Annotated in this window: 22 protein-coding genes, 2 tRNA genes and 2 pseudogenes; 15 read left to right on the top strand and 11 right to left on the bottom strand. The window is 65.5% G+C overall.

The genetic code is table 11. The annotated features are described in order from the left end of the window. Window positions 1-322: 322 nt before the first annotated feature. Together ACOHX0_RS18005 and ACOHX0_RS18000 are read right to left on the bottom strand one after the other, a co-directional pair. Window positions 323-601, bottom strand: a complete 279-nt coding sequence (locus ACOHX0_RS18005; protein WP_420678536.1) for an acylphosphatase — start codon at window positions 599-601, stop codon at window positions 323-325. Window positions 602-686: 85 nt separating this feature from the next. After that, window positions 687-1,766: a PA0069 family radical SAM protein gene (locus ACOHX0_RS18000; protein ID WP_420678535.1), complete on the bottom strand. Its 1,080-nt coding sequence runs from the start codon at window positions 1,764-1,766 to the stop codon at window positions 687-689. A 221-nt stretch (window positions 1,767-1,987) separates the two neighbouring features. On the opposite strand from ACOHX0_RS18000, the gene ACOHX0_RS17995 reads away from it, so the two are divergent. Both ACOHX0_RS17995 and ACOHX0_RS17990 read left to right on the top strand, forming a co-directional pair. Then, a complete protein-coding gene (locus ACOHX0_RS17995) occupies window positions 1,988-2,686 on the top strand; it encodes a corrinoid protein (RefSeq protein ID WP_420678534.1) in 699 nt (232 codons plus the stop codon). Window position 2,687: 1 nt separating this feature from the next. Continuing rightward, window positions 2,688-3,398, top strand: a complete 711-nt coding sequence (locus tag ACOHX0_RS17990) for a DUF1638 domain-containing protein (protein ID WP_420678533.1) — start codon at window positions 2,688-2,690, stop codon at window positions 3,396-3,398. Between the two features lie 98 nt (window positions 3,399-3,496). On the opposite strand, the gene ACOHX0_RS17985 is transcribed toward ACOHX0_RS17990, so the two are convergent. After that, window positions 3,497-3,907 carry a SufE family protein gene (locus tag ACOHX0_RS17985; RefSeq protein ID WP_420678532.1) on the bottom strand — a complete coding sequence of 137 codons (411 nt, stop codon included), beginning with the start codon at window positions 3,905-3,907 and terminating at the stop codon, window positions 3,497-3,499. 136 nt (window positions 3,908-4,043) lie between these two features. On the opposite strand from ACOHX0_RS17985, the gene ACOHX0_RS17980 reads away from it, so the two are divergent. The 4 genes and pseudogenes from ACOHX0_RS17980 (at window position 4,044) to ACOHX0_RS17965 (ending at window position 8,105) form a co-directional block, all read left to right on the top strand. Beyond that, the gene (locus tag ACOHX0_RS17980) at window positions 4,044-4,553 is read left to right on the top strand and encodes a hypothetical protein (RefSeq protein ID WP_420678531.1); all 510 of its coding nucleotides are present in this window, start codon (window positions 4,044-4,046) and stop codon (window positions 4,551-4,553) included. A gap of 499 nt (window positions 4,554-5,052) precedes the next feature. Further along, window positions 5,053-5,414, top strand: a pseudogene (locus ACOHX0_RS17975) (hypothetical protein); the annotation flags it as partial. A gap of 442 nt (window positions 5,415-5,856) precedes the next feature. Continuing rightward, window positions 5,857-6,120, top strand: coding sequence for an ATP-binding protein (locus tag ACOHX0_RS17970; protein WP_420678530.1), 264 nt, complete (start codon window positions 5,857-5,859; stop codon window positions 6,118-6,120). Window positions 6,121-6,500: 380 nt separating this feature from the next. After that, window positions 6,501-8,105 carry a S8 family serine peptidase gene (locus ACOHX0_RS17965; RefSeq protein WP_420678528.1) on the top strand — a complete coding sequence of 535 codons (1,605 nt, stop codon included), beginning with the start codon at window positions 6,501-6,503 and terminating at the stop codon, window positions 8,103-8,105. A 123-nt stretch (window positions 8,106-8,228) separates the two neighbouring features. On the opposite strand, the gene ACOHX0_RS17960 is transcribed toward ACOHX0_RS17965, so the two are convergent. Together ACOHX0_RS17960 and rnd are read right to left on the bottom strand one after the other, a co-directional pair. After that, window positions 8,229-8,561 (bottom strand): integrase core domain-containing protein, encoded by a 333-nt coding sequence (locus ACOHX0_RS17960; protein ID WP_420678527.1) that lies wholly within the window; start codon window positions 8,559-8,561, stop codon window positions 8,229-8,231. 336 nt (window positions 8,562-8,897) lie between these two features. Further along, window positions 8,898-10,055 carry a ribonuclease D gene (gene rnd / locus ACOHX0_RS17955; protein ID WP_420678526.1) on the bottom strand — a complete coding sequence of 386 codons (1,158 nt, stop codon included), beginning with the start codon at window positions 10,053-10,055 and terminating at the stop codon, window positions 8,898-8,900. Between the two features lie 268 nt (window positions 10,056-10,323). Here rnd and ACOHX0_RS17950 point away from each other — a divergent pair, with 268 nt between their 5' ends. Continuing rightward, on the top strand, window positions 10,324-10,545 hold the full coding sequence (locus ACOHX0_RS17950) for a hypothetical protein (RefSeq protein ID WP_420678525.1): 222 nt from the start codon (window positions 10,324-10,326) through the stop codon (window positions 10,543-10,545). Window positions 10,546-10,547: 2 nt separating this feature from the next. On the opposite strand, the gene purN is transcribed toward ACOHX0_RS17950, so the two are convergent. Further along, the gene (gene purN / locus ACOHX0_RS17945; protein ID WP_420678524.1) at window positions 10,548-11,144 is read right to left on the bottom strand and encodes a phosphoribosylglycinamide formyltransferase; all 597 of its coding nucleotides are present in this window, start codon (window positions 11,142-11,144) and stop codon (window positions 10,548-10,550) included. Beyond that, window positions 11,141-12,187 carry a phosphoribosylformylglycinamidine cyclo-ligase gene (gene purM / locus ACOHX0_RS17940; protein ID WP_420678523.1) on the bottom strand — a complete coding sequence of 349 codons (1,047 nt, stop codon included), beginning with the start codon at window positions 12,185-12,187 and terminating at the stop codon, window positions 11,141-11,143. The genes purN and purM overlap by 4 nt, the downstream gene beginning before the upstream one ends. 162 nt (window positions 12,188-12,349) lie before the next feature. Here purM and ACOHX0_RS17935 point away from each other — a divergent pair. Continuing rightward, window positions 12,350-12,425: transfer RNA gene (locus ACOHX0_RS17935), tRNA-Ile, on the top strand. A gap of 99 nt (window positions 12,426-12,524) precedes the next feature. On the opposite strand, the gene ACOHX0_RS17930 is transcribed toward ACOHX0_RS17935, so the two are convergent. Further along, window positions 12,525-12,609: transfer RNA gene (locus tag ACOHX0_RS17930), tRNA-Leu, on the bottom strand. A gap of 229 nt (window positions 12,610-12,838) precedes the next feature. On the opposite strand from ACOHX0_RS17930, the gene ACOHX0_RS17925 reads away from it, so the two are divergent. Further along, window positions 12,839-13,342: a Hint domain-containing protein gene (locus ACOHX0_RS17925; protein ID WP_420678522.1), complete on the top strand. Its 504-nt coding sequence runs from the start codon at window positions 12,839-12,841 to the stop codon at window positions 13,340-13,342. A 16-nt stretch (window positions 13,343-13,358) separates the two neighbouring features. On the opposite strand, the pseudogene ACOHX0_RS17920 reads toward ACOHX0_RS17925, so the two are convergent. Beyond that, a pseudogene (locus ACOHX0_RS17920) lies at window positions 13,359-15,085 on the bottom strand (NAD(P)H-hydrate dehydratase). A gap of 171 nt (window positions 15,086-15,256) precedes the next feature. On the opposite strand from ACOHX0_RS17920, the gene ACOHX0_RS17915 reads away from it, so the two are divergent. The 3 genes from ACOHX0_RS17915 to ACOHX0_RS17905 all read left to right on the top strand — a co-directional run bounded on the left by ACOHX0_RS17915 (window position 15,257) and on the right by ACOHX0_RS17905 (window position 17,517). Continuing rightward, window positions 15,257-15,595 (top strand): P-II family nitrogen regulator, encoded by a 339-nt coding sequence (locus ACOHX0_RS17915; RefSeq protein ID WP_420678520.1) that lies wholly within the window; start codon window positions 15,257-15,259, stop codon window positions 15,593-15,595. Between the two features lie 56 nt (window positions 15,596-15,651). After that, window positions 15,652-17,058 (top strand): type I glutamate--ammonia ligase, encoded by a 1,407-nt coding sequence (gene glnA, locus ACOHX0_RS17910; protein ID WP_420678519.1) that lies wholly within the window; start codon window positions 15,652-15,654, stop codon window positions 17,056-17,058. Between the two features lie 252 nt (window positions 17,059-17,310). Next, entirely contained in the window at window positions 17,311-17,517 is a 207-nt protein-coding gene (locus ACOHX0_RS17905; protein ID WP_420678518.1) for a cold-shock protein, read from the top strand. Between the two features lie 426 nt (window positions 17,518-17,943). Here ACOHX0_RS17905 and ACOHX0_RS17900 read toward each other — a convergent pair whose 3' ends face one another. After that, entirely contained in the window at window positions 17,944-18,681 is a 738-nt protein-coding gene (locus ACOHX0_RS17900; RefSeq protein ID WP_420678517.1) for an NYN domain-containing protein, read from the bottom strand. 198 nt (window positions 18,682-18,879) lie between these two features. Between ACOHX0_RS17900 and ACOHX0_RS17895 the strand changes: the two genes are divergently transcribed. From ACOHX0_RS17895 to ACOHX0_RS17885, 3 genes are all read left to right on the top strand, one after another. Next, window positions 18,880-20,142 (top strand): Hsp70 family protein, encoded by a 1,263-nt coding sequence (locus ACOHX0_RS17895; RefSeq protein ID WP_420678516.1) that lies wholly within the window; start codon window positions 18,880-18,882, stop codon window positions 20,140-20,142. A 96-nt stretch (window positions 20,143-20,238) separates the two neighbouring features. Further along, window positions 20,239-21,045: a lytic murein transglycosylase gene (locus ACOHX0_RS17890; protein WP_420678515.1), complete on the top strand. Its 807-nt coding sequence runs from the start codon at window positions 20,239-20,241 to the stop codon at window positions 21,043-21,045. 270 nt (window positions 21,046-21,315) lie between these two features. After that, window positions 21,316-22,293: a hypothetical protein gene (locus tag ACOHX0_RS17885; RefSeq protein ID WP_420678514.1), complete on the top strand. Its 978-nt coding sequence runs from the start codon at window positions 21,316-21,318 to the stop codon at window positions 22,291-22,293. 29 nt (window positions 22,294-22,322) lie between these two features. Here the strand turns inward: ACOHX0_RS17885 and ACOHX0_RS17880 are convergent, their stop codons facing one another. Then, window positions 22,323-23,075, bottom strand: coding sequence for a heme-dependent oxidative N-demethylase family protein (locus ACOHX0_RS17880; protein WP_420678513.1), 753 nt, complete (start codon window positions 23,073-23,075; stop codon window positions 22,323-22,325). Between the last annotated feature and the right edge of the window lie 113 nt (window positions 23,076-23,188).

The raw sequence follows: 23,188 nt of genomic DNA, 5'->3' as shown, positions 1-23,188 counted from the left end.
TTCGCGAATGACATTCTGGCTGGTCAGCTCCCGGACGCCATCAGGAAGCGGAAACACCGACTTCGTAGAGAACCAGGACCCCGAACGGCAATAGAACCCGCACTTGACGATCCCGCAAACAGAGAACTGCTTGATGCACCCGCGCCGGCGTGCTTGCCGCTGGCACATGACCGGGCGCCTGCCTTCCTGCCAGGCGCCCGGCCGCCAGGGGCTGTTATACGTGCCGGACGATGGCCTGCAGCACGCGACCCGGGCTTTATGCCGCGGGCGCATCGCCCAGGACGCATACATCCGGACGCATCCCGGGGGCGCACCACCCCCGCTAGTGCAGGATCCGGAACCCTTCGACATCCGGGTCCGGTTCGGAGCGTTCCGAGAGCACCTGGGTCACGCAGGCGGCGCCCGGCCCCCGGCCCATGCAGCGCAGCATGTCGGCCACGCCCGGTGCAGGCCCCATCAGCAGCGCCCGCACCGATCCGTCCGGCTCGTTGCGCACCCAGCCGGTGAGCCCGTGGCGCAGCGCCTCGGCCCGGGTCCAGGCCCGGAAGGCCACACCCTGCACACGGCCAGTGACCCGCGCCCTTACAGCTACAGAAGTCATCAGCAATCCATCCTTCTCACCAGAGGCCCTGAGCATAGCACAAAACACCGCGCCGCGCAGCATGCACCGCCTGTGCCGGCGGGGCTCAGAACAACGCCAGCTGGTCGCCCGGCTGCGGCGGCACCGCAAAGAGATCGCAACGCAGGCCGGGCGATTTTTCCGCGAGCCCCAAGCGCCTGCAGGCGGCCCTGAAGCGCTGCGCGATGATCTCCGCATAGCGGCCCTCGCCCCGCATCCGGTGACCCCATCGCGGGTCATAGTCGCGCCCGCCGTGCATCTCCCGCAGCCTTGCCATTACCTTGGCCGCGCGGTCCGGGTAATGCGCGGCCAGCCATTCCTGCCACAGCTCCGACACCTCGCGCGGCAGCCGCAGCATGATCCAGCTGGCGGCATCGGCGCCCGCCTCCGCCCCGGCCGCCAGCAGCGCCTCCAGCTCGTGGTCGGTCAGCCCCGGCACCAGCGGCGAGGTCATGATCCGCACCGGCACGCCCGCCTCCGCCAGCCGCCGGATGGCGGCGAGCCGCCGCGCAGGTGACGGCGCCCGCGGCTCCATCCGCCGCGACAGATCCGCATCCAGCGTGGTCACCGAGATCCCCACCCGCACCAGCCCCCGCGCCGCCATCGGCGCCAGGATGTCGAGGTCGCGCTCCACCAGCGTGCCCTTGGTGACGATCGCCACCGGATGGCCGAAGTCCCGCAGCACTTCGAGGCAGGCCCGGGTGATGCCGCGCTCCCGCTCACAGGGCTGATAAGGATCGGTATTGGTGCCGATCGCAATCGGCGCCACCCGGTAGCGCTTTGCCGAGAGCTCCCGCGCCAGAACCTCCGGCGCGTTCGGGCGCGCAACGAGCCGGGTTTCGAAATCCATCCCCGGTGACAGCCCCAGATAGGCGTGGCTGGGCCGTGCGAAACAGTAGATGCAGCCATGCTCGCAGCCCCGGTAGGGGTTGATCGAGCGGTCGAAAGGCAGATCGGGGGAGCGGTTGTAGGAGATGACCGTGCGCGCCGCCTCCTCCCGCACCTCGGTGGGAATCACGTCCGGCTCCGGCTCCCGCGCCCAACCGTCATCCTCGGCGGGGCGGGCAAGATCGAAGCGGCCTGCCGCATTGCTGAGACTGGCACGCGCTTTGCGGCGTATCGCGGCTTGGGCGTCAAGGACTGTCATGGCGTCACTCTGGGGTAAATAATGGAACAAATAAAGAACATACGCAAGGAATCGAAAATTTCCATGCAGAATCTTCATTATCAATGCGCGTCAATTGCCCCTATAGGTCGGTTCGGAGAGCGGCTATGTCGCAAATAATGCAGTCCCGGGGCGGCATTCTGTCACAAAAGTCCCCAACTCAGGCCAACACCGGGGATTCCCCGCCAGCAAGGAATAGGCGCATGTCGGACGAAGAAGACATCATCCTCTCGGAACTCGACGACGAGGAACTTGTCCAGCAGATGTTTGATGACCTCTACGACGGTCTCAGGGAGGAGATCGAGGAAGGGGTCAATATCCTGCTCGAACGCGGCTGGCAGCCCTATGACATCCTGACCAAGGCGCTGGTCGGCGGCATGACCATCGTCGGCGCCGACTTCCGCGACGGCATCCTGTTCGTGCCGGAAGTGCTGCTGGCGGCCAACGCGATGAAGGGCGGCATGGCGATCCTGAAGCCGCTGCTCGCGGAAACCGGCGCGCCGCGCATGGGCTCGATGGTGATCGGCACGGTGAAGGGCGACATCCACGACATCGGCAAGAACCTGGTGTCGATGATGATGGAAGGCGCGGGCTTCGAGGTCGTCGACATCGGCATCAACAACCCGGTCGAAAACTACCTGGAGGCACTGGAGGAGCACAAACCCGACATCCTCGGCATGTCGGCGCTGCTGACCACCACCATGCCCTACATGAAGGTGGTGATCGACACGATGATCGAACAGGGCAAGCGCGACGACTACATCGTGCTGGTGGGCGGTGCGCCGCTGAACGAGGAATTCGGCAAGGCGATCGGCGCCGATGCCTACTGCCGCGATGCGGCGGTCGCGGTGGAAACCGCAAAATCCTTCGTCGCGCGCAAGCACAACGCCCTGAGCGCCTGACTTGGCCCGCAAGGGACGCGCAGCCCGCTTGAGCGAGCGGGCTGCGTTCCGCCCGCCCGGCGGGCAGAGCCTGGAAGAGCGCTCCCTCACCGAACGGGGCCTGGCCGCCCCGGAGAGGAAATCCGGCCGCATCCTGCTCATTGCCTGCGGCGCGCTGGCGCGCGAGATCCTGGCGATCAAGGAGCTGAACGGGCTCTCCCACCTCGATCTCACCTGCCTGCCTGCCAAGCTGCACCTCTACCCGGACCAGATCGTGACGGCGGTGGAACAGGCGGTGGCGCATCACTCCGCGTCCTATGAAAAGATCTGCGTGGTCTACGCCGACTGCGGCACCGGCGGCGCGCTGGAGCGCAAATGCGCCGAACTGGGCGTGGAAATGGTCGAAGGGCCGCACTGCTATTCCTTCTTCGAGGGCAACGAGACCTTCGCCGCCCGCACGGAAGCAGGCGAAATCACCGCCTTCTACCTCACCGATTTCCTGGTCAAGCAGTTCGACGCCTTTGTCTGGAAGCCGATGGGGCTGGACAGGCACCCGGAGCTGCGCGACATGGTGTTCGGCAATTACACAACGCTGGTCTACCAGTCGCAGACGAAAGACCCGGCGCTCGTGGAAAAGGCGCGCCACTGCGCCGCGCGCATGGGCCTCGCCTTCGAGCACCGCCACACCGGTTATGGCGGCCTGGAGACCGCGATGCAGAACTGGGCCCGTTAACCGCCTGCACTACCGCAGGCGCTTCAGCCCCTGCCCCTTTCTGACTGAAAATACCCCGGGGAGCGCGAGGGGCCGGCCCCTCGCCCGCAACCCCGGCCTCAGGCCTGTGCCATCGCGGTTTCGCGGATCCGCCCGATCATCGCGCGCAGCCCGTTTGAGCGCTGGGCCGAGAGATGATCATGCAGCCCGAGCCGGCCGAGTTCCGTCTTCGCATCCACCGCCACGACTTCCGGCAGGGGCAGCCCGTTGTAAAGCTTGCGCAGCACCGCAATCAGCCCGCGCACGATCAGCGCGTCGCTGTCGCCGTCGAAATGGAACCTGCCCTTCTCGACGGTCGCATGCAGCCAAACCTGGCTGGCGCAGCCGTCGACCTTGGTGGCGGGGACTTTCAGCGCGTCGTCCAGCGGCTGCATCGCCTTGCCCGCTTCGATGACATGGCGGTAGCGGTCTTCCCAGTCCTCCAGGAACTCGAAATCCTCGACAATCTCTTCAAAGGCTTCGGTGGCCATGTCTCGTGTCTTCCCGGGTCGTCTGCACTTCGCTTACTGATGCACCTAAGCCGCGGACAGGACCTTTTCAACAGCTTTTCAAGCGCGCCGCGATCGGGTAACCACTTGCGGGGGCATTTCAAACCGGCGGGGACATATGATTAGACCGATTTCCTTGACTTTGGCGGCCGCGCTGGTGGTCTCGGGCTGCGGCCTGCGCGAGTCGCGGGTGAACCCCGTCAATTGGTTCAGCGGCTCGGAACCGGCGCCGCAGCAGCATGCGGCAGACGGCAATCCGCTCATTCCGGCGGAGCGTGAGCGCTCCGGCCTGTTCAGCCGCCCTGATGCGGAAGACAACAGCCAGCTGGTGGCCGAGGTGACCGGGCTCAGCATCGAACGCACGCCGGGGGGTGCGATCATCCAGGCCACGGGGCTCGCCAGCCGCCAGGGCGCTTTTGACGTCGAACTGCGCCGGGCGGAAAGCGCGCCGGAGGGCGTGCTGGCCTATGAGTTGCGCGCCGTGCTGCCGGGCTGGCGGACCCGCGTCGGGCCGCCCGCGAGCCGCACCCTGCGCGCAGCCCGCACCGTGAGCGCCGAAACGCTTGCGGGCATCGGCACCATCCGGGTGACCGCCGCCGCGAACGCCCGCGAGAGCCGCCGCAACTGATCGCGCGGCAGCTCCCGGAACAGGGAAATGCCCGCCGGAGATCGGGTGTTTGCTGTTCGCGGGGCTGTCCCACCCGCGAATTCGTTGCCATTGAGGGGCGGGGTTGACCATTCTGGCACAGGGTTATTTTCCACCGGCCGATCATCGGCCGGTGGTTTTTTTGAAACAACGGCTTAGCTGAGCCCCGCCTGGAATGGTTCCTGAAAGAGCGCCGCGCGCTTGAACGCGGCATCGAGCCCCTAACCCGGACGATCCTGACGGTCGGCTCCGCTGGGAAAGCGATTTGATACGTGTTGGCCTTGGCCGCGAATCCCAGGACCGCATAGACCGCCGGGTGAGCCGACTGGCGAAACGGCGGGCTGCGGCCGCAGGTCCTTCCCGCCTCAAACCTGATGACCGGAGGGCGCTGGAGGTTCTGCGCAACGGTATGACCCTGATCCTGACCCTGATCCTGATCCGGACAGAGCACCAGGCGGATGAAATCGCCGCCGGGATCGATGATGCCATTGCAGCGCGCGGCGCGCATGCCGTCATACCCCCGCGCAAGAACGCCAAGCCATGGAAGCCCGCGAGCGCGGGGGCCCCTCTCGGCAGATTTCTTTCAGAAATCGCCTGCCGGCAATGATCGCCCGGAACGAGGCGATCAATGCTTCGCGATACCTCGGCCGAGCCATCTGGCGACGATGGAGCGGATGCCCCCGCCGGAGCCGCGCCGGAACCAAGATGCATTGTGTGAAGCTGTTGGGGCCAAGTCTCATGGCGAAGGGCTTCGGCCGCCAGGTCGCGGAAGCCCGAGCCGGCGCCGCCGTTCTCAACCGCTGCACCGCTAGCGGCATATCCGTCACAGAGGCCGCAGGTTAAATCCGTTCGGGAAAGCGAACTGCGCTCAAAGCCCGGTTTGCGCAACAAAACCCGTGAGCCGCCGCCGCCGCTGATCATAGATATGCCCGTCGCGTCACGCTGGATGCTGCCTGTACCACGACGCGACTGACCTGCGAATCCGTATCCGAATGCAAACTATGACAGCCTAAGGAGACTCAATCATGGAAAGATCGTTCGCCAGTGGGGTCGAACCAGTGGCGCCTCGCTGGCTCACTGGTAGACGCGTCACGCCGAAGGCGTGCCTCCGGCACAACCCGGCTGAAGTGCCGCGGCATGAAGGCCGCCTGCGATGAGACCATCGCCACAGCGGTAAATCATCAGCACGAACCGCAACAGATCATCCATTGCCCGGCAGGCGCATGCGCAGCATGCTGCCGGGAGGGGGCGATCTGCTGAACGCCGGGATCAGTGAGAGCGAGGCGTGAGCCGCCACCGGTTCAAGGCCACGCCGACCGGCACGCCCGTTCATATACCAAGTGACGATTGCCAAGCTGCCTGTGGCGAAAGGGGCCGGCGAGTCGAGTTACCAAGGCCGTTCGTCGTGACGGCCAGCCAAGACTCCGCCGAATGGCCCGCGGTTTTCGGCGGCGCCAAGATAACCACCGCACTGCTCGCCCCCCTTACCCGCCATTGCGGCATCGCCGAAACAGGCAACGGGAGGTGGCGCTTCAAAACCCGGGAGTAGCCGGGCCGGCGCTGGCCCGACACGGCTTCGCTGTATGGAGGCTTCGCCGCACCGGGCCAGCGAACCGCGCGTCAAACAGGGGGCAATTTTGGAGGCCTATAGAGGTAAAGTTCCGTGCCGATTGACACGCGGCCGACACCCGATTTGTGCAACAGAGTCTCAGGTGCGTGCGAAGCCTGAGTTGCAACCGGGCCCGAACAAGCAGTCGCTTCCAGGGCTTCAATCTGATATACTTCAGGTTGACTGCCCGTGGCCGTCCGCAAACGCCGCCAGACAGCGAAGTGCCGGTCTTTCTGCCTCCGCACACATGCATCCCAGGCAGGGATACAGAGCAGCTGGCCGCCGGCAGAAGCATGTTTTTACATCGTTTGGAGGGAGCCATGGAACGTTACACTCTCGATATTGGCGGGACAAAAGTCGAGCTGAAAAAAAGCCGGAACCAGATCGCCCTTCGCCCGCGCGCCGGTGCGGACCGTGCCCTGCAAATGGAACTTGAGGCTCTTGCCCGGCGGCAGGCAATTCAGCGCCGGGAGCCCTTGGGAACCTATGAAATCGTGGAAATAGATGCGGACGCAGCCACCATCCGCAAGGAGCGGGGCACTTTGCGAAGTGCGGCCAGCGTCGGGCAGGAAGTTGCTGTCTATTACACGTCGGACGACAACGTGCCGTTCGTTCCGGAAGGCACCATCTACCTTGAGTTTGCAGATGATGCGACCACTGAAGCCCGCCAGGCCGTGATCGACAAATACGCGCTTCAACTCGTCGAGGCGGAGCCAGATGGCGCGTTGACCGTGCGGGTCAGCAGCGAAGACGACGACGCTGTTGGTGTTTGCGCAAAGCTTCTCGATGAAGACGCAGTCGCGATCGCTGAACCGGATCTCGCGACACCGGGCAGCCTCAAAGCACTGGACTTGCCCATCGACAGGCTGCTCGACCGCCAATGGCACTTGCGAAACACCGGGCGTCATGGCGGTCACAGTGTCGGGTTTAAGGAGGGGGCTGACGCCCGTATCATCCAAGCGTGGGAAACACTCGGCAATCTCGGAAACCCCAATGCAGTCATTGGAGTAATCGACGACGGGTTCGATCTTACACACCCTGATCTTGCCTCAAAAGCCATTCATCCATGGGACTTCACGCGCCAGTCAATCGATGTAAGCCCGGTCCCCAACCTTCACAGCCACGACCAAGGGGCTTGGCACGGAACCGCATGCGCCGGAGTCGCAGCAGCAAGTGCGGGTCATGGCGATGTTATCGGGGCCGCACCGAACGCTCAGCTCATTCCCGTTCGCTGGGGGCCGAACCTTGAACCGCGGGGCGTTGCGAAGTGGTTTGATCACATGACTGAAAACGGCGCCTGGGTACTCAGCTGCAGCTGGGGCGCCCAGGCAGCGGTTTTTCCGCTGCACAGCCGTATCAGCAAAGCGATTTCGCGGTGCGCCCGGAACGGGCGGTCGGGCAAGGGGACTGTTATTTTGTTCGCGGCCGGGAATTCCAACCGTGACGTGAACGACCTCCCCAACAGTTTGGATGGCTTCGCCGTACATCGCGACGTAGTGGCGGTGGCGGCTTCCACCAGCCGGGACGAAAGGGCCAACTACTCTAACTTTGGCGATGAAATTTCAATTTGCGCGCCGTCAAGCGGCAGGGGCGGATGGGGGATCGTCACCTCTGATGTCCGGGGCACATACATTGATGCGCACGGAATCCTCAGGCCCATGGGGTATGCCGCGGGCGACTATGATTTCTCGTTCGGGGGAACATCCAGCGCCTGTCCGCTGGCAGCAGGGGCCGTTGCATTGGTTCTTAGCGCGAACCCTGACCTCACTGCTGCGGAAGTCCGGCAGATTATCGAGGAAACGGCGCGGAAGATCGGAGCTGCGGACGATTATGACGCTGATGGCCATTCCAGGTTGTTTGGCTATGGGTGCATTGACGCTGCCGCTGCGGTCACGCGCGCATTGAAGCTGCGTTGCGCAGGCTGAGCCTCAAGCGCCGTCAGCGCAGCCGCGGGCTCCCGGGCCAGGTTGGTGCCCTCGCGGAACATTGGACCGGCCTGATTGAGAGATCTCCGGCTCCTGGAGCTCACCCCATTTCTGGCCCGGGCGTCATGCGACTTCTCGGGCTTTCTTCAGTTGGGCGGCAAGTTCGCCCGGCGTCAAGTTTCCGAGCGAAGAATGCGGCCTGGTTTCGATGTAATCAGCCTTCCAATAGTTAATCCGTGTACGGGCATCATCCATTGACAAGAACCATGATGCGTTGAGGCTTTCCGGACGCAAACGGCTGTTGAAAGCTACGATGAAGCCGTTGTCCGCGGGTTTGCCGGACCGTGAGAGGTCCAGGGTGACACCGTTGGCATAGGCCCAGAAACCGAGGTCACGCGAGATGAATTCCCTGCCGTAGCACGTCGGGAAGATTAACCGCTGAGAGGTTATGGCCACGCGCGCAGCCCTCAAATCGCGCAGCGGGCGGCCATAACCGGGTCTCAGGTCTCAACAGTGGTTTTGCGTAAACCACACCGCTGAGGAGACCGGCTATGACCCGCCGGATTGCCTCCGCACGCGCCGCCGGCGCGCGGCTTATTTCTTTTTCCGAATGTCCGGAATAGGCGCCGATAGTGCCCCGAAGATATTTGCGGGGCCTTCACAGCAGCACGCCCGGTGGAGATCCGCCATCCCTTTGCATTTAAGTCTGCAGAGGGATGAGCCGGAGTACGGGCGTTTTCTTTAATTGCGGTGTCTTGAAAGGCGCAAAGCCCCAGGCTCAGAGTTCCAGGCTCAGAGCTCCACCACCTTCACCGCTTGGCCATTGGCGGCAAGGCCGATCCGGCCGTCGCAGAGCCGCAGCGCATCGGCGCCGAAGACCTCCCGGCGCCAGCCGGTGAGCGCGGGCACGTCGCGCTGGCCCGCGGCAATCGCGTCCAGGTCGGCGCTCGGGGCGATCAGCTTGGCAGCAACGCCCTCGGCCTCGGTCTTGGCTTTCAGGAGCACCCGCAGCAGATCGGCAAGCGCCGGGTTCACCTGCAGCTTCTCCTTGCTGCGGTCGGGCTGGGGCATCTTCTCCGGCGGGCAGTTCACGCCGCGCGCAACCGCCTCCAGGATGCCCTCGGCAATCGCGCCCTTGCGGGCCTCGCGCAACAGCAGGCGAGAGCCGCCCAGATCAGCCCCGGTGCGCGGCTTGGTCGAAGCCAGCTCCACCAGCGCGTCGTCCTTGAACACCCGGTTGCGCGGCACGTTGTTTGACTGGGCGTATTCCTCGCGGAAGGCGGCCAGTTCGCGCACCACGGCAAGGAACTTGGCCGAGTTGGTGCGGGTCTTGACCCGGCGCCAGGCCTCTTCGGGGCGGATGTCGTAGGTGGCGGGATCGGTCAGCACCTGCAGCTCTTCCGCAACCCAATGGGAACGTCCGCTTTTCTCCAGCTCGCCAGAGAGGAATTCGTAGATCTGCCGCAGGTGGGTGACGTCGGCCAGCGCGTAGGCTTTCTGTGCCTCGCTCAGCGGGCGGCGCGACCAGTCGGTGAAGCGCGAGCTCTTGTCCAGCCCCTGCCGCGCAATCTTGCGCACCAGCGTCTCATAACCCGCCTGCTCGCCGAAGCCGCAGACCATCGCCGCCACCTGGGTGTCGAACAGCGGCTGCGGGAACACGCCCGCCTCGACCCAGAAGATCTCAAGATCCTGCCGCGCGGCGTGGAAGACCTTCACCACGTTCTCGTTGCGGAACAGCGCATAAAGCGGCTCCAGCGAGATCCCGTCGGCCAGTGGATCGACCAGCACGGCGTCACTCTCGCCGTCGCCGGGATAGGCCAGCTGCACCAGGCAAAGTTTGGAGTAATATGTGCGCTCGCGCAGAAATTCGGTGTCCACCGTGACGTAGGCGTGCTGCGCCGCAGCCTCGCAGAAGGCTTCGAGGTCTTTGGTGGTTGTGAGGGTTTTCATCAATAGCGGCTTTATTCTGGTTAAGAAGTTGATCCCGAGGTTGATACGCGGAAGGCGGGGGCAATGCAAACAGGAGGAGCGGGGCGCTGCGGGTTTCCCGCGCGTATGGGGGACGGGAAACGCCCGGGGCGGGACGGATGCAAATGCCCGGCGCTGAACGTATTTCAGTTCGTGATGAAACCGTCGTCAAACATTCATTTTGAGAATGCGCAACCCGGGCGTAAGTTGACCCTGCACCGTTCCAACGCCCTTAGCGGAGACCAGAGCCATGACCGTATCCGACCTGCACAGCCCCTGCCCCGGCCGCCCCGCCTTCCCGGAGCTGAACGCCCGCCATGAGCGGGCCGCCGTCCGCGCCCTGTTGGCCGGGCTTGCCCTGCTGCTGCTCTTGGGGATTCCGGCCCTGATGGCGCCTGAGCCCGCGGACAGCACCGGTGCCCCTGCTGCCTCTGCGCTTGAGTGGCGCGGCAATTCGGCCGCCGCGCGCTGATCTCAGGGCAGTGTGACCAGCCGGCGGTCGCCCTGCGCATAGCGGCGCAGCACCGCGGGATAAAGCCGGTGTTCCTGCTCCAGCACCCGTGCGGCCAGGGTTTCGGGCGTATCGCCCGGCACCACCGGGACCCGCGCCTGACCGAGCACCGGGCCGTCGTCGAGCCGCGGCGTCACCTCATGCACGGTGCAGCCGTGCTCGGCATCGCCCGCCTCCAGCGCGCGGGCGTGAGTGTGCAAGCCCTTGTATTTCGGCAGCAGCGAGGGGTGGATGTTCAGCATCCGCCCCTCGAAGTGCGCCACGAACCCGGCCGTCAGCACCCGCATGAACCCGGCCAGGCAAACGATATCGGCATCCGCAGCGAGGATCGGCTTGACCAGCTCGGCTTCAAACGCGGCGCGGTCGCTGCCATAGGGCCGGTGATCCACAACCGCCACCGGCACCCCCGCAGCGGCGGCCTTGGCCAGCCCGCCGGCACCGGCGTTATTGGCCAGCACCAGACACGGCCGCGCCGGGTGATCGCCGGTCATGCTCTCCAGCAGCGACACCATATTAGAGCCGCCGCCGGAAATCAGGATCGCGACCCGCTTTTTGGTCACAGCAGGCTGCCCGCGTAGCGCATGCCGGCACCAGAGGTGACGGTGCCGAGGCGGCTGACCTGCTCGCCCTCACCCTCCAGCAGTTCGGTCAGCGCGTCGGCGCGTTCCGCCGCGACCGAGAGGATCATGCCGATGCCGCAGTTGAAGGTCTTGAGCATCTCGGCCTCTGAGATATTGCCGGTCTCCGCCATCCAGCGAAACACGCCGGGCAGCTCCCATGCATCGAGGTCGATGTCCGCGCCCAGCCCCTCGGGCAGCACCCGCGGCAGGTTCTCGGTCAGCCCGCCGCCGGTGATATGGGCGAGCGCATGCACGCCGCCTGCCCGCACCGCGGCGAGGCACTGCTTGACGTAGAGCCGGGTCGGCGTCAGCAGCGCCGCGCCCAGCGTGCCCTCGCCGAAGGGGCTGTCCGCCTCCCAGCCCAGGCCCGAGACTTCGACCAGCTTGCGCACCAGCGAGTAGCCGTTGGAATGCACCCCGTCCGAGGCCAGGCCCAAGAGCACGTCGCCCTCGCGCACGCCCTCGGGCAGCGCCGTGCCGCGCTCCATCGCGCCGACGGCAAAGCCTGCGAGGTCGAAGTCACCGGCCGGATACATGCCCGGCATCTCCGCGGTCTCGCCGCCGATCAGCGCACAGCCTGCGCGCACGCAGCCCTCGGCGATGCCCTCGATGATGCGGGCGGCAGTTTCGGTTTCCAGCTTGCCGGTGGCGAAATAATCCAGGAAGAACAGCGGCTCGGCGCCCTGGCAGACCAGGTCGTTCACGCACATGGCAACCAGGTCGATGCCGACGCCATCCACATGGCCGGTGTCGATGGCGATGCGCAGCTTAGTGCCGACGCCATCGGTCGCGCCGACCAGGATCGGGTCCGAGTAGCCTGCGTCCTTGAGGTCGAACAGCGCGCCGAAACCGCCCAGCCCGCTCATCACACCGGAGCGGTTGGTGCGCTTGGCGGCCGGCTTGATCCGGTCCACCAATGCGTTGCCCGCATCAATGTCCACACCTGCGTCCGCATAGGTCAGGCCGTTCTTGCCGCTGGTCATCCTCAGACTCCTTCCACAACGTTGCGGCAGGCTTTAGCGCAAGGCAGGCGCGAAGGGAACACGCGATTGCTGCCGCAGCGGCAGGCCTGTGGCGGCGGCAGCAAAGGGCGCATTCTTGGCTTGACCCCGGGGGCCGCTTTCTTCTAACCACTCGGCCATGGCGGGCCTGTAGCTCAACGGTTAGAGCAGAGCGCTCATAACGCTTTGGTTGCAGGTTCGAATCCTGCCGGGCCTACCAGCCGCCCCGTCTCCCGAACCACCTGCCGCAGCCGGGCCCGCGCCGGTCCGGAGCGCTTGCGCCCGCCGTTTTGCGCCTGCCGATTGCTGCGAAGGGGGATGGTGCGGGTGAAGGGACTTGAACCCCCACGCCTTGCGGCGCCAGAACCTAAATCTGGTGCGTCTACCAATTCCGCCACACCCGCACGGTCCCGCAGGCGCTTCAGCGCCCGCGTGCCGCGCTCAATAACAAAGCCCGGCCGCAGATGCGAGCGTAAAACGCAGCCGCGGAGCGGCTGTGCAATCCGGCAACAATCTTCTGGCAAAACCGGGGCTTTGCGCGGAATTTCGCCGAAAAAGCTGGGAGCATCCCCGGAATTTACCGTATTTTAGATAAAAACAAAGATATCCGAGGCATCAAGAGCGAGACCCAAGATGAAATCCTTTGCATCCGCGCCCCTGCGCACGCCTCCGGCCCTGCCCCATTCCCTGCGCCAGTTCCTTGGCGCCCAAAGCGTCAGCCTGCCCGCGGGCACCCTGGTAAAGGGCCTCGATGGCAGCTTTCCGGTGGAGGATCTGCGCCCCGGCAACCTGGTCGCCAGCCGCCGCGGCGAGGCCTGCGTCGCCGCAGTGCGCAGCCGCCAGGCGCTGGTGCAGGCCGTGGGTTTTGCACCGGCGGAGGGCAGCAGCGCTCCCGGGCTGATCCTGCCCTGGGACCAGAAGCTCTTGATCCGCGGCTGGCGCGCGCAGGCGATGTTCGGCCAGCCGCAGGCAGTGGTGCCCGCCTATGAGCTGGCCGATGGCGAGAGCGCCCGCGACCTCGGCCTGCGGATGCTGACGCTGCATATCCTCGAGTTCGACCGCCCGCATGTGATCTCCGCCGGCGGGATGGAGCTGGCCGCTGCCCAGGCTGCCGGCGGCCTCCGCCCCGCCGCCTGAGCCCCCTGAGCGGGCCTTAAACGCCCAGCCTGCGCAAAACTGCGGGGATCTGTTCTGGCAGGTCTTCGGCGATCAGGCCGGGGCCGAACTCCCGCGCGCAGTCCACATGGATGTATGCAGCGGTTTCTGCCGCCTGCATCGGGGCAAACCCGCGCGCCAGCAGCCCGGTGATAAAACCCGCCAGCACGTCCCCGGCCCCGGCGGTGGCAAGCCAAGGCGCAGACCGCTCGTAATGGGCGGAATTGACCGAGCAGCGCCCGTCCGGCGCGGCAATCACCGTGTCCGGCCCCTTGTACAGCACGACGCAGCCCGCCCGCCTAGCGGCCTCGCGGGTGGCGTCCACCTTGGAATAGGCAGGGCCTGTCGCAGCAGGCGCGTTCAGCTTCTCGGCGAGATCCGGGAACAGCTTGGCAAATTCACCGCCATGCGGAGTGAGGACGCAGTCTTCATGCAGGATCTCGAACAGCGCTTGCGGCTTCAGCTCGAACCGGGTGAGCGCATCCGCGTCCAGGACGGTGGCGCGGCCTTCCTTCAGCACCGCCATCACCAGCGCCTGGGTATCGGCACCGCGCCCGAGGCCGGGGCCAAGGCAGACCGCGTTGAAGCGCTTGTCCTCCAAGAGTTCGCTGACCCCATGCGCGCCGTCGATCTGCCGCAGCATGATCGCGGTGAGCTGCGCGGCGTTCTCAAACATCGCCGAGCGCGGCGAGCCGACGGTGACCAGCCCGGCCCCGATCCGCAGCGCCCCGCGCGCCGCCAGCCGCGCGGCGCCGGTCTTGCCCGCGCCGCCGGACAGCACCAACGCGTGGCCGTGGGAAAATTTGTGGCCAGAAGCCTTGGTAAGGTCGGGCAGGTTTTCTTCAGCAATAGGCTGCATCTCTGTTCCTTGCGGTCTCATAGTCTCTAAGACATTTAAAGCCCAATACTCTTTACGACCAATTTCCCGCAGGCTTTTACACCATCTCTCATAACCTGGCCTCTCTTCGGCAGATGAAATGTTACAGTGAGGTCGGCTTCGATAGGAACGAACTCGACTGCTTCCCACATTTCATTCAGTTCGCATGGCGCGAAATCGACGAAAACGCCTGTGTCCGAGTGCAGGCCGCTTGGCATGTCAATCGCCACACGCTTCTCTGCACCTGACTGGAGTTCAATGTCGCGGATCACTTCTCTGAGTTCTTCATCCATCGGACGGCTGACACCTGTACCGAACAATGCATCAATCAGCATTGCACCTTGCCATTGCTGCAATGGTTTTTCTGACCAGACGCGGGTCTTTTTGTTATGCCCGCCTAATAGCTTAATTTCCCGGCAGCTGAGTAGATCGCTCACGCCTCCCAGCTCCCGCCACCGCTCATAATTCACCTTCGCATCCGGCGGCAGCTTGTCCGCATCGCCGTATAGGAACACCTCCACCGCCCAGCCGCGCTCCTTCAGGAGCCGCGCCACCACGAACCCGTCGCCGCCGTTGTTGCCTGGCCCGCACAAAACCACTGCCCGCCGCGCGCCTTCTTCTGGCGTGAAATATCCCAGGGGTCGTTCTTGGTTGCGCCATTGGTCCGAGCGACCAATGGACGACGGGGCCGGCCCCCGCTGATCCGCCAGCTCCGGCCATTCCTCGAAGATGGCCTCGACCACCCCCTGCCCGGCGCGCTCCATCAGCTCCAGCCCCGTCACCTCGCCGGACTCGATGGCGGCCTGTTCGATGGCCCGCATCTGGGCTGCGGTCAGCAGTTCAGTCATGTCTTGCCCTTCCTCGATTCAATTCTGCGCAGTTTCTGGGCGCTTTGATTATTTTTTAGGCAGTCACGCTGAAAATATGGCCGCAATTGCGGCAACCCCGCCCCTGCGCATTGCTGGCTTCATTTAGAAGTGAAATGACACCTGCAACAAGGTCGTGAGGAGCCCCGCACCATGAAAAAGATCGAAGCCATCATCAAGCCATTCAAACTGGACGAGGTGAAGGAAGCGTTGCAGGACGTTGGCGTCCAGGGTCTCTCGGTGATCGAGGTCAAGGGCTTCGGCCGCCAGAAGGGCCACACCGAGCTCTACCGCGGCGCCGAATATGTCGTCGACTTCCTGCCCAAGGTGAAGGTCGAGGTGGTGCTGGACGACGATCAGGTCGAACCGGCCATCGAAGCGATCATCGACGCTGCCAAGACCGACAAGATCGGCGACGGCAAGATTTTCGTCTCGCCCGTCGAGCAGGCGATCCGCATCCGCACCGGCGAGACCGGCCCGGACGCGCTGTAAGCCGTCAAGGCCTGGCAAAAAACACGCAAGACAACTTATCAAGAAGGACAGAGGGAATGAGCGCAGACGCAGTTCTCAAGACACTCAAGGACGACGACATCGCCTATGTCGACATCCGCTTCACCGACGTGCGCGGCAAGCTGCAGCATGTGACCGTCGATGTCGATCTGGTTGACGAGGACTTCCTGGAAGAAGGCTTCATGTTCGACGGCTCGTCGATTGCCGGCTGGAAGTCGATCGAAAACTCCGACATGAAACTGATCCCCGACACCGAGTCCGCCTATGTCGATCCGTTCTACGCGGAAAAGACCCTGTGCATCCACTGCTCGATCGTCGAGCCCGACACCGGCGAAGCTTATGAGCGCGACCCGCGCGGCACTGCCCAGAAAGCCGAGGCCTATCTGAAATCCTCCGGCATCGGCGACGCTGCCTACATGGGCCCGGAAGCGGAGTTCTTCCTGTTCGACGACGTGCGCTTCTCGAACTCGATCAACAAGGTCTCCTACGAGGTCGACGCCACCGACGCCTCCTGGAACACCGACACCGAATATGAAATGGGCAACATGGGCCACCGCCCGGGCCTGAAGGGCGGCTATTTCCCGGTGAACCCCACCGACGAATCGCAGGACCTGCGTTCGGAAATGCTGTCGACCATGAAGCGGCTCGGCATGAAGGTGGACAAGCACCACCACGAGGTTGCCTCCTGCCAGCACGAGCTGGGGCTGATCTTCGACACGCTGACCAAGCAGGCCGACGAGCTGCAGAAGTACAAATACGTGATCCACAACGTGGCCCATGCCTACGGCAAGACCGCGACCTTCATGCCCAAGCCGATCTACGGCGACAACGGCACCGGCATGCACGTGAACATGTCGATCTGGAAGGACGGCAAGCCGCTGTTTGCAGGCGACAAATATGCGGACCTCTCGGACGAGGCGCTGTGGTTCATCGGCGGCGTCCTGAAGCACGCGAAGACGCTCAACGCCTTCACCAACCCCTCGACCAACTCCTACAAGCGCCTGATCCCGGGCTTCGAGGCGCCGGTGCTGCGGGCTTACTCCGCCCGCAACCGCTCCGGCTGCGTCCGCATCCCGTGGACCGAAAGCCCGAAAGCCAAGCGCGTCGAGGCCCGCTTCCCCGATCCGTCGGCAAACCCCTACCTGTGCTTTGCCGCACTGCTGATGGCCGGCCTGGACGGCATCCGCAACAAGATCGACCCGGGCGAAGCGATGGACAAGAACCTCTATGACCTGCCGGCCGAGGAGCTGGAAGGCATCCCCACCGTCTGCGGCTCCTTGCGCGAAGCGCTGGACGCACTGGCGGCGGACCACGACTTCCTGCTGCAGGGCGACGTCTTCACCAAGGACCAGATCGACGGCTACATCGCGCTGAAGATGGAAGAGGTGCAGCTGTTCGAGCACACCCCGCACCCGGTCGAGTTCGGCATGTACTACAGCTGCTGATCCGCACCGCAGCCGAATCACAGAGGGCGCCCTTCGGGGGCGCCCTTTTTCGTCCCGGTTCTTCAGTGCCTTTTTCCCTGCGCAGGCACCCAGCCGCGGCAGCCGGAGATTTCCCTTGCAATCCGCCGCGCATCCGGGCATACAACCGCAGTAATCTTAGTTTCGACTCCTGTTCCTTACGGCTCAGCATTCGACGTTGGGCTACCGGATCGCCGCATGTCGCGGGCGACACAAAACAAAAGGAACATCTCCATGGCAAATGGCAAAGTGAAATGGTTCAACGCAACCAAAGGCTTCGGCTTCATCGAGGCGGAAGGCCGCTCGAACGACGTGTTCGTGCACATCTCCGCGGTTGAGCGCGCAGGCCTGCGTGAACTGAAGGACGGCCAGGCCGTTACCTTCGAAATCGAAGCCGGCCGCGACGGCCGCGAATCTGCTACCAACCTGGAACTGGCCTAAGCCAGCTCCTGCCGGGGCGCCTTGGCGCTCCGGGCGGTATCCGGCACGGGGCGTTTGCGCGCCCCGTGTTTTTTTATGGGCTGGCCAGATTTTTTCCTGGTTAGCTTCCGCACATTGGAATACGGCGCGCCGCGCCATTTCCGGCGCAACCGCGCCAAACGCCCGCTTGCAGCTGACGCCGAGCGCGGAACAAGGCCGACGGGCCGACGCGCATCGCCGGCGCGCACCCGCGCGGCAGCGATTTGGCTGAGGCTTGGTGCGTCTTCGAGACGGGAGCACGGACCTGGCCGGGGCCAACTGCCAATCAATACCCTTCGGACCGCCCCCGCGTGCGCCATCGACGCGCGGCTTGCTGCACGGGGCTAAGGCCGTTTTCCTCTTGGCAGACCAGCCCGGCGCAAGGGCCGGGCTGGACGCCCCCTCTCCTTAGTCCAGCCGCCGCACCAAGAGCTGGTTGCCCTCGCCCTTGCGGGTTTCGAATATCTTCAACGAATTGATCAGGTCGCTCAGCTTGCGCTTGCCGTAGCTGCGGGTGTCGAAGTCGGGGGCCGCCTGGGTGATGTACTGGCCGATCTGGCCCAGCGGATACCATTCGTCCTCCTGGTTGATCGCATCCATCGCGCGGATCACCAGCTTGGCGGGGTCTTTCAGCACCGGTTCGGCCGCCGCGCCGGCCGCGTCGCCCCTCGGTGCCTTCGGCTTCGGCTTGCCCGCCTCCTCGACCAGGTTCTCCACGTAGATGAACCGCTTGCAGGCCTTCACGAAGGCGGCGGGCGTCTTGCGCATGCCCATGCCGTAGACGTCCAGCCCCTGCTCGCGGATGCGGCTGGCAAGCCGGGTGAAATCGCTGTCCGAGGAGATCAGCACGAAACCGTCGAAACGGCCCGAGTGCAGGATGTCCATCGCGTCGATCACCAGCGCGATGTCGGAGGCGTTCTTGCCCGTGGTATGGGCAAACTGCTGGTGCGGCACGATGGCCAAGTTGGCCAGCTTGTCCTTGTTCCAGCCCTGCGGGCCGCCGCCGGCAAAGTCGCCGTAGATGCGGCGGATGCTGGCCTCGCCGAAGGAAGCGATCTCCTCGAACATCGCCTCGGCAAACTTGGCGGAGATGTTGTCGGCGTCGATCAGCACCGCAAGAAGAGGGGATTTCGGGGCTTGGGCCATGGTGTCACCGGTCCGTTTTTCGCTGGAGGGGAGGCGCGCCGGAAGCCGCAAGCTGCCGGTGCCGGGGTTGACGCCCGCAGTATGCGAAGCGGGGCAGGCTTGGCAAGGCCAAGCTGCCCGGGTTCTCGGCGGGACTTGATCCGCGCCCGGCATCGCTGTACGCAGGCCAGCTTCCGCACTTCCCGACAGGAGCAGACCATGACCGCGCCCCGGACCCTCGGCATCGACTTCGGCACCTCCAACTCCGCCGCGGGCGTGGCAGTGGCGGGCCGGCCCTGGCTGGTGGAGATGGAGCCGGGCGAACGCACCCTACCGACCGCGGTGTTCTTCGCCGAAAGTCCGCGCGCCATGCGCATCGGCCACAGCGCCACCCGGGCCCTGATCGAGGGCGAGGAAGGCCGCTTCATGCGGGCGCTGAAAAGCCTGCTCGGCACGCCGCTGCTGCACGAGGAGCGCCGCATCAATGGCGAGCGGCTCAGTTTTGCCGCCATCGTCGCGCGCTTCCTGGCCGAGCTGAAATCCCGAACCGAGGCCGCGACGCATATGGAGTTCAGCCACGCGCTCTCCGGCCGGCCGGTGCATTTCCACTCTGCCGATGCCGCGCGCGACGCCCGCGCCGAGGCGGACCTGCGCGCCTGCTACCTGGAGGCGGGGTTTCAGGACGTGGCTTTCATGTATGAGCCCGAAGCGGCTCTGAAGGCAGCGGCCCCTGCCCCCGGCACCGGCGCAAGCCTGGGGCTGGTCGCCGATATCGGCGGCGGCACCTCGGATTTCACCGCGTTTGAGCAGGACGCCGAGGGCCGTTTCCGCATCCTCGCCTCGCACGGGCTGCGGCTGGGCGGAACCGATTTCGACCGCCAGCTCAGCATTTCCCACGTGATGCCGCTCCTGGGCCGCGGCAGCCGCATTGCCAATACCTTCGGCGGCGGCAGCCTGCCCGCGCCGAACCGGATCTTCAACGATCTCGCCACCTGGCAGATGATCCCCTTCCTCTACAGCCCCGACAGCCGCCGCGCCGCCCGCGACCTCGCCGCCCACGCAGAGGAGCCTTCGAGGCTCGCGCGTCTCGTCACCGTGCTGGAGCAGGAGCTGGGCCACGATCTCGCCTTTGCGGTGGAGCGGGGCAAGATCGCGGCCAACCGCCCGGACGGAAACGCGGGAGCCATTGCGCTGGGGCTGCTGGAGCGCGGGCTCGCGGTGCCGCTGCCTGGCGCAGCACTGCGGGAAAACCTGGCGGAGCAGACCGCCGCCATCCGCGCCTGCGCTGCCGAGACGTTGAAGTTGGCGGGGATTTCCGCCGATCAGGTCGGCCGGATCGTGATGGCCGGCGGCTCTTCGCTCCTGCTGCCACTCCAGGCGGAGATGCAGGAACTCTGCGCAAGCGCCCGGATTGAAACGGAAAACGCGATGACGGCGGTGGCAGATGGGTTGGCGCTCTCGGCCGGGGCCGCTTTTGCCTGAGCCCTGGGAACGAAGCTCGTCAATTCCCGGTCGACAGGGGCGCAGGCCGCGGTAGGGTCGGTGGCAGATGACGAGTCACTGCACATGAGGTTCCCAATGCGCCGCCTGCTGGCCCCTGCCCTGCTGTCCTGCCTGATCTCCACCGTTGCGGCCGCGCCCGCGCTGGCCGCCGCCTGCGGCAACTCCGCCGCCGGGTTCGATGCCTGGAAGCAGGGCTTCGCACAGGAGGCCAGACGCGCGGGCGTCGGCGCCCGCGGCTTGCAGGCGCTGGCGGAGGCGCGATACGCCAGCCGCACGATCTCGGCCGACCGCAACCAGAAGAGCTTCAAGTATTCGCTGGAAAAGTTCATGCAGATCCGCGGTTCCGCCACCATCGTGGCCCAAGGCCGCAAGCATCTGGCGCGCAACCGCGATTTCTTTGCCGCGCTGGAGCGCCGCTTCGGGGTGCCCGCGGGTGTGCTGATCGCCATTCACGGCATGGAGACCGCCTTTGGCAACTACATGGGCGACAGCCGCGTGGTCTCGGCCATCGTGACGCTGACCTATGACTGCCGCCGCTCGGATTTCTTCCGCCCGCATGCGCTTGGGGCGCTGCAGCTGGTGGACCGCGGCGCCATCACCGGCGCCACGCTGGGGGCGAAACATGGCGAGCTGGGCCACACCCAGTTCCTGCCGGGCAACGCGCTCAGCTATGGCGTCGATTGGGACGGCAACGGGCGGGTGGATTTCTACAACAAGGGCGATGCGCTGGCCTCCACCGCGAATTACCTGCGCCAGAAGGGCTGGCAGCCGGGCCAGGGCTACCAGCCGGGCGAGCCGAACTACCCGGTGCTGAAGGAGTGGAACGCCGCCAGCGTCTACCAGCGGTCGCTGGCGATCATGGGCGCGGAGATCGGCGGTTGAGGCGCGGTCCGCGCGATTCCCGGCAGGCGGCGCGGCTCACGCTTCAGGGCAGCAATATGACCCCGCGCCGCCATGCTTGCGCCGCATTTGCCCCATCCCTGCCGCAATACTTTCCAACACCCTATTGAAAAACATAAGTTTTTTCTAAAATCCATGTCACATGGAAAGATCTCTCCGCTGACCCGCGCCGACACCGCCGCCCGCCTCACTTTCAGCCATTTCCGCGCTTAAGCTTTCGTTAGGAAGACAGCTGAATGGAGGATCCGCACAGTGGCAACAGGTGCGGCAGTGGCCGAAGACATCAGGCAGCCGGGCAGCCAGAGCGGCCGCCAGGCGGCAAGCGGCGCGGGCAAGCCGGAGGGCAAGCTGACCGGAAAGCTCATCGGCCGGCTGGGGCTGGAGGACGGCAGCAGCTTCACCTTCATCAAGGCGGTGGATGCCGCCGCATCCGCCCTGGAAGGCGCAGGCATCGCCGTGGTGCCGGACCCCCATGGCGCGGCGCCGGGAATGCGGCTGCGCTGCCCGGGCTTCCAGGTTCAGATGCGCCTGCGCAGGCCCGCCCTGGCTCCCAGGCGCCGGCCGCGATTCGACCTGTTGCAGCCCGCAGCACTGCTCGACCTCTCGGTGCTGCCGGACGCCGGCACGCCGCAGGCCCGCGATGACGCCCAGACGGTACTGGCCGGGCTGCTGCGCCAGCTGGTGCCGGCACTGGAGGCAACCTCGGTCGAATGGCTCGACACCGGGGTGCTCCTGACCAGCGAACAGTTTCTCGATGCCAGCGGTCCACTGGCCGCCCGGCCCGCACAGCCCGCCGGCGCCGTGCAACAGCTGCCCCGCGTGCAGCCAGCGCGCGTCCTGCCCGTACCCGAAAGCACTGCCGCCCCGCGCGCCGCATCCCGCATGAGGCCACGCGGCCGCGCCTGCTTCGCGCCGGTTGAACTCGCCGCCCAGCGCATCGATGCGCAATGCGAGCAGGTGCTGCAGCAGGCCCGTGATGAAGCCGGCTCAAATACTTGGCAGGAAACCGCAGCAGAGCCCGCGCGCAGCCCGGCCCCCGGGAAAGCCCTGCCGTTTGCACGCTTTGCCGCCCTGCTGCCGCGCCTGCGCAGCCTGCTGCGCCTCCCTGCGCCCGGCTCTGCCCGCGCAGGCCAGATGCGGTTTGCAGGCCAGGTGCTGATGCTGGCGTTCCTGATCTTCTTTGCCGAGACCACCGGCGTGGTGCAGGCCGCGCGGCCGCTGCTCCCGTAAGGGACGGCCCGCCGCGCTCTCAGCCAGCCTCAGCCGGCCGCGGAAGCGGGCAGATCCTGCCGCGCCACCACGAAGGTATGGATCGAAAACACCACCGCGCCGGTCCGCGGCAGGCGCAGGATCACCTGTTTCTCGCTGCGCAGATACTGTGCCTGCCCCGCCGGCGGCTGTTGCCGCGGCGCAAGCGCGCTGCGCGGCTGGTGCAGGGCGGGGTCGTGATACCACAGCGCGTTGAAGCGCCACAGCGGCCGCCCCGGCTGCACCCCGTCGAACAGCCGCTGCACCCGCGCTGCCAGCGCCGCATCGTAGTTCTCCACCGGGATATGGATATCGGTAAGCGGGCGCATGAATTTCTCCGCCAGCGTCCAGCTGGCCGGAAAGCACAGCACCGCGCCGGTGAGAACATGCTCCGCCGCGCCATCGGGCTTCTGCAGGATGCAGAAGTCCTGCTGGGTGATCCGACCCAGGCTTCCCAGCGGATCCTCGCGGTCGAGCGCCACCTGCACACCGTCGGCCCGCGTCACCCGGCCCGCCGCGACGGACCCGGGATCGGCCGTCTCCGCGACCATCTCCAACAGCTCCTGCGCCGCCGCCATCGCGCCCGCATCGAGCCGCAGCACATCGCCGCGCGCCGCGGCCAGCAGCCGTTCCCGTTCCGCCATCTGGGCCGCAAAGGCATCATCCGGCACGAGCCAGCTTTCCGGCGCAAGCGGCTGGATTCCGGGCAGCTTACGCATCTGAAGAAGATCGTGAGGCAGGCGTTTCTGGAGAATCGGCGTCATTCCTCCGGCATAGCAGCCACCCCGGCAAAATCCAGTCCTGCGCTTGTCCCGCCCCGCGAAAGGCCCGGAAACGACCGCCCCGCGCGTCGCAACCAGCCGCGCAGGCGCCAGAA

Source organism: Cribrihabitans pelagius, assembly GCF_048820915.1.
Lineage (GTDB): Bacteria > Pseudomonadota > Alphaproteobacteria > Rhodobacterales > Rhodobacteraceae > Cribrihabitans_A > Cribrihabitans_A pelagius.
Note: the sequence above shows the minus strand (reverse complement) of the source record. Positions and strands in the feature narration are given on the sequence as shown.

Bases quoted from the DNA above. Each gene is read 5' to 3' on its own strand.
- ACOHX0_RS17915 (WP_420678520.1), top strand. From the start codon at position 15,257: ATGAAAAAGATCGAAGCCATCATCAAGCCATTCAAACTGGACGAGGTG.
- ACOHX0_RS17890 (WP_420678515.1), top strand. From the start codon at position 20,239: ATGCGCCGCCTGCTGGCCCCTGCCCTGCTGTCCTGCCTGATCTCCACC.
- ACOHX0_RS17895 (WP_420678516.1), top strand. From the start codon at position 18,880: ATGACCGCGCCCCGGACCCTCGGCATCGACTTCGGCACCTCCAACTCC.
- ACOHX0_RS17980 (WP_420678531.1), top strand. From the start codon at position 4,044: ATGATTAGACCGATTTCCTTGACTTTGGCGGCCGCGCTGGTGGTCTCG.
- ACOHX0_RS17950 (WP_420678525.1), top strand. From the start codon at position 10,324: ATGACCGTATCCGACCTGCACAGCCCCTGCCCCGGCCGCCCCGCCTTC.
- rnd (WP_420678526.1), bottom strand. From the start codon at position 10,055: ATGAAAACCCTCACAACCACCAAAGACCTCGAAGCCTTCTGCGAGGCT.
- ACOHX0_RS17905 (WP_420678518.1), top strand. From the start codon at position 17,311: ATGGCAAATGGCAAAGTGAAATGGTTCAACGCAACCAAAGGCTTCGGC.
- glnA (WP_420678519.1), top strand. From the start codon at position 15,652: ATGAGCGCAGACGCAGTTCTCAAGACACTCAAGGACGACGACATCGCC.
- ACOHX0_RS17925 (WP_420678522.1), top strand. From the start codon at position 12,839: ATGAAATCCTTTGCATCCGCGCCCCTGCGCACGCCTCCGGCCCTGCCC.
- purM (WP_420678523.1), bottom strand. From the start codon at position 12,187: ATGACCAGCGGCAAGAACGGCCTGACCTATGCGGACGCAGGTGTGGAC.
- ACOHX0_RS17965 (WP_420678528.1), top strand. From the start codon at position 6,501: ATGGAACGTTACACTCTCGATATTGGCGGGACAAAAGTCGAGCTGAAA.
- ACOHX0_RS18000 (WP_420678535.1), bottom strand. From the start codon at position 1,766: ATGACAGTCCTTGACGCCCAAGCCGCGATACGCCGCAAAGCGCGTGCC.
- ACOHX0_RS17995 (WP_420678534.1), top strand. From the start codon at position 1,988: ATGTCGGACGAAGAAGACATCATCCTCTCGGAACTCGACGACGAGGAA.
- ACOHX0_RS17880 (WP_420678513.1), bottom strand. From the start codon at position 23,075: ATGACGCCGATTCTCCAGAAACGCCTGCCTCACGATCTTCTTCAGATG.
- ACOHX0_RS18005 (WP_420678536.1), bottom strand. From the start codon at position 601: ATGACTTCTGTAGCTGTAAGGGCGCGGGTCACTGGCCGTGTGCAGGGT.
- ACOHX0_RS17985 (WP_420678532.1), bottom strand. From the start codon at position 3,907: ATGGCCACCGAAGCCTTTGAAGAGATTGTCGAGGATTTCGAGTTCCTG.
- ACOHX0_RS17900 (WP_420678517.1), bottom strand. From the start codon at position 18,681: ATGGCCCAAGCCCCGAAATCCCCTCTTCTTGCGGTGCTGATCGACGCC.